General features: G+C 70.5%; 10 protein-coding genes. 2 read left to right on the top strand and 8 right to left on the bottom strand.

Annotated elements, in window-relative coordinates:
• From KDL01_RS08055 to acnA, 7 genes are all read right to left on the bottom strand, one after another.
• The coding region (locus KDL01_RS08055) for an ROK family protein (protein WP_212527732.1) at positions 1 to 1,121 on the bottom strand (1,121 nt) is incomplete at its 3' end.
• A gap of 65 nt (positions 1,122 to 1,186) precedes the next feature.
• On the bottom strand, positions 1,187 to 2,494 hold the full coding sequence (locus KDL01_RS08050) for a sugar ABC transporter permease (RefSeq protein ID WP_212527731.1): 1,308 nt from the start codon (positions 2,492 to 2,494) through the stop codon (positions 1,187 to 1,189).
• Entirely contained in the window at positions 2,491 to 3,303 is an 813-nt protein-coding gene (locus KDL01_RS08045) for an ATP-binding cassette domain-containing protein (protein WP_368861532.1), read from the bottom strand. The genes KDL01_RS08050 and KDL01_RS08045 overlap by 4 nt, the downstream gene beginning before the upstream one ends.
• 141 nt (positions 3,304 to 3,444) lie before the next feature.
• Positions 3,445 to 4,563: a sugar ABC transporter substrate-binding protein gene (locus KDL01_RS08040; protein WP_246576118.1), complete on the bottom strand. Its 1,119-nt coding sequence runs from the start codon at positions 4,561 to 4,563 to the stop codon at positions 3,445 to 3,447.
• 429 nt (positions 4,564 to 4,992) lie between these two features.
• Positions 4,993 to 6,195: a DUF1501 domain-containing protein gene (locus KDL01_RS08035; protein ID WP_212527729.1), complete on the bottom strand. Its 1,203-nt coding sequence runs from the start codon at positions 6,193 to 6,195 to the stop codon at positions 4,993 to 4,995.
• Positions 6,196 to 6,229: 34 nt separating this feature from the next.
• Positions 6,230 to 7,549, bottom strand: a complete 1,320-nt coding sequence (locus KDL01_RS08030; RefSeq protein WP_212527728.1) for a DUF1800 domain-containing protein — start codon at positions 7,547 to 7,549, stop codon at positions 6,230 to 6,232.
• 281 nt (positions 7,550 to 7,830) lie between these two features.
• Complete coding sequence (acnA, locus tag KDL01_RS08025; protein ID WP_212527727.1) at positions 7,831 to 10,545, bottom strand: aconitate hydratase AcnA; 2,715 nt, start codon at positions 10,543 to 10,545, stop codon at positions 7,831 to 7,833.
• 226 nt (positions 10,546 to 10,771) lie between these two features.
• Between acnA and KDL01_RS08020 the strand changes: the two genes are divergently transcribed.
• Positions 10,772 to 11,509, top strand: coding sequence for an LCIB family protein (locus KDL01_RS08020; RefSeq protein ID WP_212527726.1), 738 nt, complete (start codon positions 10,772 to 10,774; stop codon positions 11,507 to 11,509).
• Positions 11,510 to 11,691: 182 nt separating this feature from the next.
• Here the strand turns inward: KDL01_RS08020 and KDL01_RS08015 are convergent, their stop codons facing one another.
• Positions 11,692 to 12,360 (bottom strand): trimeric intracellular cation channel family protein, encoded by a 669-nt coding sequence (locus KDL01_RS08015; RefSeq protein WP_212527725.1) that lies wholly within the window; start codon positions 12,358 to 12,360, stop codon positions 11,692 to 11,694.
• A 383-nt stretch (positions 12,361 to 12,743) separates the two neighbouring features.
• Between KDL01_RS08015 and sepH the strand changes: the two genes are divergently transcribed.
• On the top strand, positions 12,744 to 13,772 hold the full coding sequence (gene sepH / locus KDL01_RS08010) for a septation protein SepH (protein ID WP_212527724.1): 1,029 nt from the start codon (positions 12,744 to 12,746) through the stop codon (positions 13,770 to 13,772).
• Positions 13,773 to 13,798 lie beyond the last annotated feature (26 nt).

The raw sequence follows: 13,798 nt of genomic DNA, 5'->3' as shown, positions 1-13,798 counted from the left end.
GTGACGAGGCGGACTTGTTCGCGGGGGGCGGCTAAGCCGGTGGTGGCCAGGGTGGTGCGCAGTTGCTGCTCGACGGCGGGGAAGACGTCGCGGAGCAGGCCGCCGAAGATGACTACTTCGGGGTTGAAGATGTTCACGACGTTGCCCACGCCGATGCCGAGCCACTCCCCTACGTGGCGCATGGCGGCGAGGGCTCTGGGGTCGCCTCCGGCTGCCGCTGCGACCACGGCGGATACTGTGGACCTGGGGCCGTCGGGGTGGCCTGCGGCGTCGAGGATGGCCTTCTCGCCGATCTCGGTTTCCCAGCAGCCCCTTGCCCCGCACCGGCACAGCCTGCCTGCTGGATTGACCACGGTGTGGCCGATTTCGCCGCCGTAGCCGCCGGCGCCGCGCAGGGGTTTGCCGCCGACGATGATGCCGGCGCCCACGCCCACTTCGCCGGTGAGGTAGACGGCGTCGTCGGAGCCTGAGGCGGCTCCGCGGACGGTTTCGGCCAGGGCGCCGAGGTCCGCGTCGTTCGCCACGGCGATCTTGGCGCGGACGCCGTGGGCGCCGAGCATGTCGGCGAGCATGGTGCCCAGGGGCTCGTCCACCCAGCCGAGGTTGGGGGCGTAGCGGACCTGGCCGTCGTTCTCGCGCACCAGCGCCGCGATGGCCACACCCACCCCGACACACACTGAGCCGGGCTCGGCCCGGCCCAGCATCTCCGCGGTGAACCTGGCCAGGTGCGCGGTCACGTCCTCCAGGGCGTAGTCACCGCGCAGGCGATGCAGTTCCCTGCGGTCGAGGATCGATCCGCCCAGGCCGACCCTCGCCGCGATCAGGTAGTCCACGCCGATGTCGTAGGCGAACACGTACACCCGCTCCGGGCGCGGACACACCACCAGCGACGGCCGACCCGCTCCCGAGCCGGCCGACCTGGCCGGGACCTGCTCCCGGACCAGGCCGACCTGGGTCAGATCCGCCGTGAGGGCTCCGATGGTGGAGCGGTTGAGCTGCATCACGGTGGTCAGCTCGGCCCGGGAGGTGGGCCCGTGCACGTGGACGTAGCGCAGCAGGGTCGAGACGTTGTGCCGGCGCACCTCGTCCTGCGTCGACCCCGCCGTTCCGGCTGCGGTCATCGTGCCTGTATCCGTTCCTGTCGAGGTCGACGCGTTCGATCCGTCCGCCCTGGCGCGGTACCCACTCAGCCCTGGGTCGAGCCCGCCTTGCGGGAGATGGCGTCGAAGCCGGCCGCGAGCAGCAGCACGAGGCCGGTGACGACCTCCTGCCAGCCGGGGGCGTTGGTGCCGGTGATCAGGTCGCCCATGCCCCAGGAGATGATCTCCACGACCAGGCCGCCGACCACCGCGTCGATGATCCGGCCGCGTCCGCCGAACAGCGAGGTGCCGCCGATGACGGCCGCGCCCACGGCGAGCAGCAGGGTGTTGCCGCCGCCCGCGTTGTTGGCCACACCGGCCGAGACGGACAGCGAGATCAGGCCGGACAGGGCCGCCATGAACGAGCAGATGACGAACACGGAGGTGCGGATCGCGTTCACCCGGATACCGGCGCGGCGGGCCGCCTCCTCGTTGCCGCCGACGGCGAACACGTGCCGGCCGTAACGGGTGCGGTTGAGCAGGTAGGTGCCGCCGAACAGCAGGACCAGGACGACCGGGACGATCCACGGCACGCCCTCGGACGTCAGGGTGCCGTAGAAGCTGCTGCGGGCGACGCCGACGATGCGGTTGTAGCCCATGTAGTAGATGAACCCGGCGCCCAGCACCGCCAGCGCGGCCACCTTGGCCATCGCGATCGAGTACGGCTCGACCGCGAGGTTCTCGGCCATGCGCTTGCTCACGCCGCGCAGCTTGACCGCGGCGTATCCGACCACGACGATCGCGAGCATGGCCCAGCCGGCCCAGATCGGCATGTAGTCGTTGGTGCTCGCGCTGGTCAGGGCGAGCAGCGTCTTCTGGCTGTCCGGCAGCAGGATCGAGCCGCTGTTGCCGACCATGATGATGGTCACGCCCTGGAAGGAGAGGAACGCGGCCAGGGTGATGACGAAGGAGGGGATGCCGACCCTCGCCCGCAGCCAGCCGATGATCATGCCGATGATCGCGCCCAGCAGGGCGGCGAGCAGGACCGCGAGCACCCAGTTCATCTGGTGGCGGACCATCTCCACCGCGGCGAGCACCGCGCACACGCCGCCGGCGGTGCCCGCGGACAGGTCGATCTCGCCGAGCAGCAGGACGAAGATCAGGCCCATCGCCATGACGATGGTGGGTGCGCCGTAGACGACCATGTTCTCGACGTTGTACGCATCGAGGAAGCCGCCCTTGAGAATGGAGAAGAAGATCGCGAGTACGACGAGGCCGATGATGCCCGGGATCGAGCCCATCTCGCCGCCGCGTACCCGGCGTATGTAGTCGAGCGCGTAGTCGCGCGCACCGCCGCCCGGGTTCTGCGGCCGGCTGTGGTCGGCCCGGGGCTGGGTGAGGGAATCGCTGCTCATGCCGTGGCTCCGTTTCCGACGCCGACCGCGGAGCCGGTCAGACCGAGGTCGCCGGAGCGGCCCGCGGTGATCAGCTCGACGATCTGGGTGTGGTTGACCTCGCTCCGCTGGACCTGTGCGGCCATCTGGCCCAGGTAGAGCACCGCGATGTTGTCGGCGACCTGGAGCACGTCGTTCATGTTGTGCGAGATCAGGATGACCGCGAGGCCCTGGTCGGCCAGGCGCCGGACCAGGTCGAGCACCTGCGCGGTCTGCGCCACGCCGAGCGCGGCGGTGGGCTCGTCGAGGATGACGAGCTCCGAGTTCCACAGCACGGCCTTGGCGATCGCCACAGTCTGGCGCTGACCGCCGGACAGGCTCGCCACCTTCTGGCGTACCGACTTGACCGTACGCACGGACAGCGAGGCCAGGGTCTGGCTCGCCATGCGCTCCATCTTGTTCTCGTCCAGGGCGCGGCGGCCGTCCACCTCCTCGCGGCCGAGGAACATGTTCTGGACGATGTCGAGGTTCTCGCACAGGGCGAGGTCCTGGTAGACGATCTCGATGCCGAGTGCCGAGGCGGCGCGGGGCGTGTGCACGTGCACCTGCTGGCCCTTGTACAGATACTCGCCGCTGTCGATCGAGTAGGTGCCACCGATGCACTTGACCAGGGTGGACTTACCCGCGCCGTTGTCTCCGACGAGCGCGGTCACCTCGCCCGGATAGGCGGTGAAGTCCACGCTTCGTAGTACGTGCACCGGGCCGAAGGACTTTTCGATGCCGCGCAGCCGCAGGATCGGCTCGGCAGCGCGACCGGGAACTGCGTCCACGCTCACGTCGGTCAACTCCTTGGTATAGCTGGATGTCGCGGCGTACCGCTGTCAGGGTGATTCCCGCTCCCGGCGGGCCCAGGCGGGAGCCTGCCGGGAGCGGGAAGATCAGAACTCTGTATCAGTCAGTCGGTACGCGGATCAGCTACCGGTGTAGGTGTAGGCGATACCGTTGGCGTTGCAGAGCTTCGCGATCGCGGCCGAGGCGCCACAGACCGAGGCGGCGGTCTCATAGCCGTCGGTGACCGGCTTGGCCACGTTGGCCTTGGTGATCACGATCGGGGTGGCGAGGAACGCGGGGACCTTGGAGCCGTCGGACGGGTCGGTCACCGTGGTCGGCGCGGACGGCTTCTGGCCGGCCAGGATCTCCGAGGCCAACTTGATCGCGACGTCGGCCTCACCGGCAACCGGCTTGTAGATCGAGAAGCACTGGGTGCCGGCCATGATGTTGTCCAGGCCGCCCGGGGTGGCGTCCTGCCCGGACACCGCCACCTGGCCCGCCAGGCCCTGCTGCTTCAGGATGTTGATGACCGACTGCGCCATCGTGTCGTTGGCCACCATCACGGCGCCGATCTTGCTGCCGTACTTGCCCAGCTGCTGGGCGAAGACGGTCGCGGCGGTCGCGGCGCTCCACTGGCCGGTCTGCTCGTCGAGCTTGGTCCAGCCGGACTGGGTGCTGAGCACGCTGTTGTAGCCCTGGGCGAACAGGGTGGCGTTGTTGTCGGTGGGGGCACCGTCGATCTCGGTGTAGTCCACCGAGCTCTTGCCGGCCACCTGCGAGCACTGGGTCAGGGCGGTGCCCTGGTCCTTGCCCACCTGGACGTTGTCGAAGGACACGTAGTAGGCGGCGCCGCCGCCCTGGGTCAGCCGGTCGTAGTCGATCGGCACGACGCCCTTGGACTTGGCCAGCTTCTCGATCTCGGCGCCGGAGGCGGCGTCGAGGTCGACCTCGAGGATGACGCCGGCGCCCCAGCTGATCAGCTGCTGGGCCTGCTGCTCCTGCGTGTTGTCCTGGCCGTTGGCGTTGAGGACCTCACACTGCAGCTTGTAGACGTTGCACTCCTTCTGCAGCTCGTTCGGGTCGGCCGAGACCCACCGTGGCGAGGAGGAGGTGTCCGGAAGCAGGATGCCGACCTTGTTGTTCGTCGCGGCGGCCGTGGAAGTGGGCGATCCGGACGACTTCGAGCTCGAACAACCGGCCAGCGCGGTGGTGGCCATCGTGGCGACGGCCACGGCGGCGAGGATTCGCTTGCGCATCATTGCGCTGATTCCCTTTCTCGGATACCGGCGCGGCGATGCGCCCGGTGCGGAGTGGAGCGGGATGGAGCGAGGGCTTTCGCGGCGACGCCGCGGAATGTTGCGACCCGCAACGTATTGCGCGTCGACCCCTTTGGGAAGGGCTCGTTCGCGAACGCCGGGGGTCCCCGGTAACGAGCGGGAAACGTTGATCATGGTTCGAAGATCGAGTTCTACAATGCGTGGAATGACAACGTTGTCCGGTCACACCCAGGTCGAATGCGGTGGCGAACGGGTGACACCCGCGATGACCGGCGGTGACGAGAAGTTCATGTCGGGGGCCACAACAAACCCGGGCGCCGCGAGCCGGTGTCGAGCGGTGCTGCGCGGAGATCAGAACCCGCACATTTCCGTGACCAAACCGTTAGGCGGTCCGGCGCCGTGCGGAGCCGTTCACCGCAGCGGCAGCAACGGGTAGCCCGCGCCCAGCGCCTGCCCCGGATCGGCGCCCAGGACCGAGGTGAGCAGCGACGCGTAGACCGACCGGAAATCGACGGTGTGCTTCAGATCGCCCTGGTCCAGGTCGGTAAGCGAGGGTTGTTCGCCCAGGAATCCCCCGCGCACCCCGCCTCCGAGCACGAACATCGGACCTGCGGTGCCGTGATCCGTGCCCTCGTTCGCGTTCGCGGCCACCCGGCGTCCGAACTCGGTGTACGCGGCCAGTACGACATCTGATGCTCGCGGCGTGGCGTCGATTCGTTGCCAGAACGAAGAAACCGCGTCGCTGAATTCACCGAGGAGCGCACTCTGCGTGCTTTTCTCGGCCGCGTGGGTGTCGAATCCGCCGAGGCTGACGGCGTAAACCCGCGTGGGCACGGACGATTCGATGCAGGAGGCAACAATGTCGAGCTGCGCCGCGAGGCCGCCCGAGCCGGTGGCCGCGGTGGCCGTCACTCCGCCGAGGGCACCCGCGACGGTGAACAGATCGGAGGTGTCGCGGGCGGCGTACGCGGCGTAGGGGCAGTCCTGGCTCGATTCCCGGCCCAGCGCGCGCAGTCCGGTGCCCAGGTGGCCCTTCGGGAGCCGGAACCGGCCGAGCGGCAGGGTGGATCCGGCGGTGCGGGTTCCGGCGAGCAGCGGCGGGAGGGTGGCGCCGACGGACACGGCCCGCAGCGCGCGCAGTTCGTCGTCCGGCTGCGCGTCGAGCCAGCGGCCGAGCCAGCCCGAGGTCTGCGGATCGGCCGGGGAAGCGGTCTGCCAGATGTCCATGGAGACGAAGTGGCTGTGGTTCGGGTTCGGATACCCGACGCCGCGCACGATGGCGAGCCGGCCCTGCTGCCAGAGCCCGTGCAGGCCGGTCATGGACGGGTTCAGGCCGAGGCCGTCGCCGAGGTCGAGCACCTCGGACTCGGTGTAGGCCAGGCCGGGGCGGGCGGACTGGTAGGCGGAGTCGGCGGCCGGGACGACGGTGTTGAGCCCGTCGTTGCCGCCGTAGAGGGTCACCAGCACCAGGATCCCGCTGCCGGCGGGCAGCGGCGCGACGGCGGCCGCGTGGCGCAGGTCGTGCCAGGCGAGCGCGCCCGCACCGGCCGCGAGCGCACCGGCGCCGGTGACGCCGGAGGCGAGCAGGAACCTGCGACGGGTCAGTGCGTCCATCGGCGTCTCCTCGGGGCTGGCTCGGATCAGGGCTTCAGTTGACCAGGTACTCGGGGCTGAGCAGGGCGAGCTCGACCAGGTCGGGCGGGGCGCCGACGACGTCGGACAGGGCGGCCGTGGTGCGCGCGGAGAACGCGTCGAGGCCGAGGAGGTGGGCGGCCGCCTCGATGCGCGCGGAGGGCGCGGCGTCGGCGACCGCGGAGATGTCGCCGGTCGTCGCGGCCCAGTGCGCGAGATCGATCCGGGCCTGGGCGGCGGCCGTGGTGAGCCAGAGCTGTCCGGACGGCCAGCCGCCCACGTTCGGCGGGGAGAACGGGACCTGTCCCAGGCCGTTGAGAACCTGGCGCAGCAGCCGGGAGTCCGCGGCGGTGCCGTCGGAGGGCGGGCTGACGCGCAGGGCCCTGAGCACGCCGACGACGTATTCGACCGGCTGCTTGACCAGGGCGTAGCGAGTGGCGGGGCCGGTGAACGCGGGGTCGGTGAACAGGGCGCGGGCCAGCGCGGTCAGGTCGGAGCCGTCATTCGAGGCGGCGCCCGCGCTCGAGCGGTACGCGGCGATCAGGTTCTGCCGGGTGGAGGCCGGGATCGCGGCGTCGGAGCCGAAGCGGAGCCAGTGCCGGGCGGCGAGGAACGCGGCGTTGGCCGGCTGGGCGAGCAACAGGTCCGTGAACGAGTCGAGGTCGTAGGACGCGGTGCGGCCCAGGATCGTCTCAGGCCCCTGGGCGTGCGCGCCGGGCGCGAACAGGGCGGTGCCGTCGGCGCGCGCGAGCCGCCAGCCGGTGAGCGCGAGCGCGGCCTGGCGCACGTCGGTCTCGGTGTAGTCGCCGACGCCGAGGCTGAACAGTTCCATGGACTCGCGGGCGAGGTTCTCGTTGGGCGCGTTCGCCGTGCTGCCCTCGGCGTCGAGCCAGAGCATCATCGCCGGGTCGGTGAACACGGCCCGCATCAGGGTGTGGAAGGGGCCGCCGCCGAGGGTGCGCAGGGTCTGGTTCTGGCGCAGCATCAGCCCGGCGTAGCGGACCTTCTGGATCGAGGTGGCGAAGTGCCCGTGCCAGAAGTACGTGCGCTTCTCGATCCAGGGCCGGCGCACGGCCGTCATCCGGGCCAGCCACCAGGCGATCAGGTCGTACGCCGGCTCGGTGGTGGGCTTGCCGGAGTAGGTACCTGGCAGCTGCGGCGGGGCCGTCGCCGCGACGCCGGGGTCCGCGGTGGGATCGGCCGCGTCGGCGAACAGCGCCTCGACCGTCGCCTGGTACCCGGCCGGGAGCGCGGCGTCGATCTCCGCACCGCTCGCGCCGAAGCCGGTGCGGCGCAACAGATGCCCGATCAGGGCGCGGTCCGCGTCACTCGTCACGGTTCTGATGTACCAGCGGCGCGGTAAGGGGGCGGTAAGGGGTTCGTCAGGGTACGAAAAACGCGCCGGGCCCGGCAAGGTTAGACCAGGCCCGACGCGGAGATACAAGCATTAGGTAAGGCTTACCTTGCCGATGACTTCCCTTGGGGGCCCGGGACCTGCCCGCCGCCACGGTCGGGTGGCGGCGGAGTCCAGGCCGGGTGGGTCAACGGCGCGCGCCCGTGTCTACCGCCTGGGTCGGCGGAGGCACGGGCGCGTTGCCGGTTCTCACAAATCGCGCGTTACGCGTCCTTGAGCAGGTTGCGCAGCACGTACTGCATGATGCCGCCGTTGCGGTAGTAGTCGGCCTCTCCCGGCGTGTCGATGCGCACGACCGCGTCGAACTCGACCTCGCCCGCCTTGACCTTGACCGTCTTCGGCGTGGCGCCCTCGTTCAGGGCGGTGACGCCGGTGATGGAGAACTCCTCCTCACCGGTCAGGCCGAGCGAGTGGGCGGACTGGCCGGCCGGGTACTGCAGCGGCAGCACGCCCATGCCGATCAGGTTGCTGCGGTGGATCCGCTCGTAGGACTCGGCGATCACGGCCCTGACGCCGAGCAGCGCGGTGCCCTTGGCGGCCCAGTCGCGCGAGGAGCCGGAGCCGTACTCCTTGCCCGCCAGCACGACCAGCGGCACGCCCGCCTCGGCGTAGGCCACGGAGGCGTCGTAGATCGTGCTCTGCTCGCCGGTCAGCAGGTTCTTGGTGAACCCGCCCTCGACCCCGTCCAGCAGCTGGTTGCGCAGCCGGATGTTGGCGAAGGTGCCGCGGATCATGACCTCGTGGTTGCCCCGGCGCGAGCCGTAGGAGTTGAAGTCGCGCCGCGCCACGCCGTGCTCGGCCAGGTAGCTGCCCGCGGGCGAGTCGGGCTTGATCGAGCCGGCCGGGGAGATGTGGTCGGTGGTGACCGAGTCCCCGAGCTTGGCCAGCACCCGGGCCGCGGCGATGTCCACGACCGGGGCCGGGGTGGCCGGCATGTCCTCGAAGTACGGGGGCTTGCGCACGTAGGTCGAGTCGGCGTCCCACTCGAAGACGTTGCCGGTCGGGGTCGACAGCGAACGCCAGCGCTCGTCGCCGGCGAACACGTCCGCGTAGTCCTTGGCGAACATCTCGGAGGAGATCGCGGTGCCGATGACCTCCTGCACCTCGGCCGGGGCGGGCCAGATGTCGCGCAGGAACACGTCGTTGCCGTCGGTGTCCTGGCCCAGCGCGTCGTTCTCGAAGTCGAAGTCCATCGAGCCGGCGATGGCGTAGGCGATCACCAGCGGCGGCGAGGCGAGGTAGTTCATCTTCACGTCCGGGTTGATCCGGCCCTCGAAGTTGCGGTTGCCCGAGAGCACCGCGACCACCGCGAGGTCGGCCTCGTTGACCGCGGCCGAGACGTGCTCGGGCAGCGGGCCGCTGTTGCCGATGCAGGTGACGCAGCCGTAGCCGACCAGGTTGAAGCCCAGCTTGTCCAGGTACGGGGTGAGCCCGGCCCGGTCGTAGTAGTCGGTGACGACCTTGGATCCGGGGGCGAGCGTGGTCTTGACCCACGGCTTCGCCTTCAGGCCCTTCTCCACCGCCTTCTTGGCCAGCAGGGCGGCGCCGAGCATGACCGAGGGGTTGGAGGTGTTGGTGCAGGAGGTGATCGAGGCGATCACGACCGCGCCGTGGTCGATCTCGAACTCACTGCCGTCGGGCGCGATGACCTTCGTGCGCTTGGTGACGCTGCGCGGCGAGCCGTTCGCGGCGGGCGAGTCGGAGGCCGGGAAGGACTCCTTGCCGGCCTCGTCCACGACGGTCGCGTAGTCACGCACCGCGCTGCGGAAGGCGGACTTGGCGCCGGAGAGCACCACCCGGTCCTGCGGGCGCTTCGGGCCGGCGATGGAGGGCACGACGGTGCCGAGGTCGAGCTCGATGTACTCGGAGTACTTCGGCTCGTGGGTCGGCTCGTGCCACAGGCCCTGCTCCTTGGCGTAGGCCTCGACCAGCGCGAGCTGCTGGTCGGTGCGGCCGGTCAGGCGCAGGTAGCTCACGGTCTCCTGGTCGATCGGGAAGATCGCGCAGGTGGAGCCGAACTCCGGGGACATGTTGCCGATGGTGGCGCGGTTGGCCAGCGGCACGGCGGTGACGCCCTGGCCGTAGAACTCCACGAACTTGCCCACCACGCCGTGCTTGCGCAGCATCTCGGTGATGGTGAGCACGAGGTCGGTGGCGGTGGCGCCGGCCGGCAGCTCGCCGGTCAGCTTGAAGCCGACCACCCGCGGAATCAGCATGCTGACGGGCTGGCCGAGCAGCGCGGCCTCGGCCTCGATGCCGCCGACGCCCCAGCCGAGCACGCCGAGGCCGTTGACCATGGTGGTGTGCGAGTCGGTGCCGACCACGGTGTCCGGGTAGGCCTGGCCGGCGCGGGCCATCACGCCCCGGGCCAGGTGCTCGATGTTGACCTGGTGCACGATGCCGGTGCCGGGCGGGACGACCTTGAACTCGTCGAAGGCGGTCTGGCCCCAGCGCAGGAAGCGGTAGCGCTCCTGGTTGCGCTCGTATTCGATGTCGACGTTCTTGGTGAACGAGTCCGGCGTGCCGAAGACGTCGGCGATGACCGAGTGGTCGATCACGAGTTCGGCCGGGGCGAGCGGGTTGACCTTGGCCGCGTCGCCGCCGAGGGCCACCACGGCCTCGCGCATGGTGGCGAGGTCGACGATGCAGGGCACACCGGTGAAGTCCTGCATGATCACTCGTGCGGGCGTGAACTGGATCTCGGTGTCCGGCTCGGCCTGCGGATCCCAGCTCGCCAGGGCACGGATATGGCCCTCGGTGATGTTGGCCCCGTCCTCGGTGCGCAGCAGGTTCTCCAGCAGCACCTTGAGCGAGTAGGGCAGATTCTCGGCGCCGGCTACGGCGTCGAGGCGGAAGATCTCGTACGTCTCATCGCCTACGCGCAGATCGGCGCGCGCTCCGAGGCTGTTGGTGGACACCGCGGGTCTCCTCTGTCTGGCGTACTGCTTATCTCGACATCAAGATACCCCATGAAGGCCAGGGGACCGAACCAGGGCGTGCGGCGGCGCTCGACATCTGGCCGAAACACACCGCCTCGATCATGATGGAAGAGGTTCGCACCCCCGGCCAGAGGACCGCGCCCGGCCATACGGCATAGTGCGGACCGAGGTGTCGCCGATTTCACGAGAGCAGGAGGCCGCGGCCGTGACCTTCACCGAGAGCCTGTCCACCCACTTTCCGGACGCTCTGCCCACCAACCAGTTCGTCAGCGGCTCGCAGCGCGCGCTGGCCAGGGTCGGCGTGCATCGCGGCGGAGCGCTGCCGATGATCGCGACCTGCCGGGACGAACTCGCCTTCGCGCTGACCGCGGAGCTGCAGCGGGCCTGGGGCGGGGCGTTCAACATGGCCGGTCTCGCCGGGTTGTTCACATTGGGCCGTACGGGGGTCATCGCGGCCCGCGGGCACGCCCCGCTGGTCGAGGGCCGGCGCACCTTCCTGGTCTTCGGCCTCGCGCACATCGGCGTGGACGAGGACGGCGAACTCGGCCGGGTGCAACGCCCCGGGGTGCCCGGCAAGTCGCACACCTGCGGCGCGCTGCTCGCCCTGGCCGACGAACTGCGCGGCGACGACGTGCACACCTCGGACTACCCGTACCTGGACCCGTACGACCCGGAGCAGTCGCGGCTGCGCGACCGGATCGCCCCGCGGGTGCCCGACGGCAACGCCGACATCCTCACCATCACCCGGGTCGCGCGGAACCTGATCGACCAGGACACCTCGGCCGTGATCGAGCTGCTGCGCGAGGACGAGGTGCCCGCGGATGTGGCGGTGTTCACCGGAATCCACATCCACGGCCCGCGCGGAGCCGAGTACGTCGAACCCGGACTCGCGCAGTTCGACCGGGCCGGCGGAGACGCGGAGAAGCTCGACCTGCTGTTCTGAACGGAGTCTGCAACGCACTCTGGAACGTGCTCTGGAACGCGACCCGAGCCGGATCTGAACGGATCTCGGAAAAGATCGCAAACGTTCCGGCGGGATCCGGCGCACAACAGGGCTCGAATATGCCCGGGCCGTGCGCCGGATCGCATTGCCGGGCTTTCACCCCGGCTATCGCGAAACGAATGTCAGGCCTGGGGCAGCCGGGCGTGCCAGTCCCGGCGCACCGAGACCATCCGCAGCCCCATCGTGAGCGCGGCGGCCAGGAACGCGATGGGCGTGGCGGCCGGGTCGTAGCGGTCGGTCGCGGCCACGACCAGTGAGCCGACCAGTGCGGGCACGGCGTACAGCTCGCGCCGCAGCACCGTGGGCACCTCGTTGACCAGCACGTCGCGCACGACGCCGCCGCCGACCGCGGTGACCACGCCCATCAGCGCCGCCGGCACCAGGGCGAGGCCGTAGTCCAGCGCCTTGGCCGTGCCGGAGACGGCGAAGCAGCCGAGGGTGGCCGAGTCCGCCACCAGATAGGCCGTGCCCAGCGGCACCCGCCCGCGCAGTGACTCGAACACCCGCAGATCCCGGCCGAGCACGCGCGGATGCTGGCCGAGCAGCACCAGGCCGGCGGCGAGCGCGGCCGCGGTGAGGTAGCGCCAGTCCGTGAGCATGGCCACCGGAACGGCGCCGATCATCAGGTCCCGGATAACCCCGCCGCCGAGTCCGGTCACCGCGGCCAGCACCACCACGCCCACGAGATCAAGGTTCTTACGCACACCGGTCAACGCGCCGGCCGAGGACGCGGTGAGTACGCCGAGCAGGTCGAAGACGATCGGCAGATGCGGGGCGAGGGCGGGACGCATACCTCAATGATCCCAACTCGACTCACCCCAACACCAATTTATCCGTTGTGCGTTGACCGGCTCACTGGTGTTGACTTCGCTCCGGGATGTACGGTGTTGGGCCTCCGCGAGGACGACGCGCACTGATACCGTGGAACCCAGCGCCCGACCGGGCGCTGCCGGAAAAGGTTTCCGGATCCGCCTGGGGGATAGGTACAAATGGCGAAGGGCAACAGCTGCGCGCGCAGCCGATCCGCGGGCCACGTCGCCCGATCGGGTAGCGCTCGTGTCACGGCGTTGCGCCGAACGGGCGTGGTCTCTTCCCTCAGGCCGCGCGACGACGTCACACTCAGTACAGGAGCGCGCTCGGCCAAGCCCGCCAGGGGCACCACACAGGAGGTCCCATGACCGAACTGCGAGTGATGGCGGTCACCGGCGACGGTGATCGTCTGGTGCTGCGTGCTCCCGACGGCCAGGAGTTCTTCCTCGCGATCGACGACCGCCTGCGCGCCGCGGTGCGCGGGGATCGGGCGCGCCTGGGCCAGATCGAGATAGAGCTGGACGCGCAGCTGCGCCCGCGCGACATCCAGGCCCGCATCCGCGCGGGCCAGACCGCGGAGCAGGTCGCGGACGCGGCCGGCATCCCACTCGAACGGGTGCGTCGGTTCGAGGGACCGGTGCTCGCCGAGCGCGCCTTCATGGCCGAGCGGGCGCAGAACACGCAGGTGCGCCGCTCCGGCGAGACGCACGGCCCCAAGCTCGGCGACGTGGTGCGTGAGCGGCTTTCCCTGCGCGACCCGGATATCGACTCGGTGCAATGGGATTCGTGGCGCAAGGACGACAGCGTCTGGACGGTCCGGATGTCCTTCCGGATCGGCGGCCTGCCCTACGAGGCGACCTGGAGCTTCGACCCGCCGCGGCGCCTGGTGCACCCGGTGGACGACGAGGCCCGGCTGCTCTCCAGCGACGCCGCGCCGGACAGCGCCTTCCCCTTCGCCGCGCGCTCCTCGGCCGCGGCCACCGGCGGCACCCGCTCCGCGCAGGTGACCTCGCTGCAGTCCTGGCACGGCCGTCCCGCGGCCGGTCAGGGTTCTGTGACGCCGCTGCCGATGCGCCCGCACACCGCCGCCCGCCCGGCCGCCGCCGCGGCCGCGGGCACCGACCTGGACCTCGAGCGCGACCGCGAGCGCGAGGCTCCGGCCGCGCAGGCCCCGGCCCAGCCGGCCGCCCGTCCGGCCGCGGGCACCGCCGCCTCCGGGGCCGGCTCGGCCTACTCGGACGCGCTGTTCGGCCCGGTCGGTCCGCACAAGGAGCGGCTGCGCGGGGACACCGACCAGCAGGCCGTGAACGACGGGGTCTCCCCCGGCCGCCGTGCCACCGTGCCGAGCTGGGACGAGATCGTCTTCGGCACCCGCCGGCGCAAGGCCGACTGACCGCGCACCGGCCGCACCGGCGTGGG

Origin of the sequence: Actinospica durhamensis (assembly GCF_018139695.1) — a bacterium.
GTDB classification, from domain to species: domain Bacteria; phylum Actinomycetota; class Actinomycetes; order Streptomycetales; family Catenulisporaceae; genus Actinospica; species Actinospica durhamensis.
This window is presented reverse-complemented; position numbering and strand designations above follow the sequence as displayed.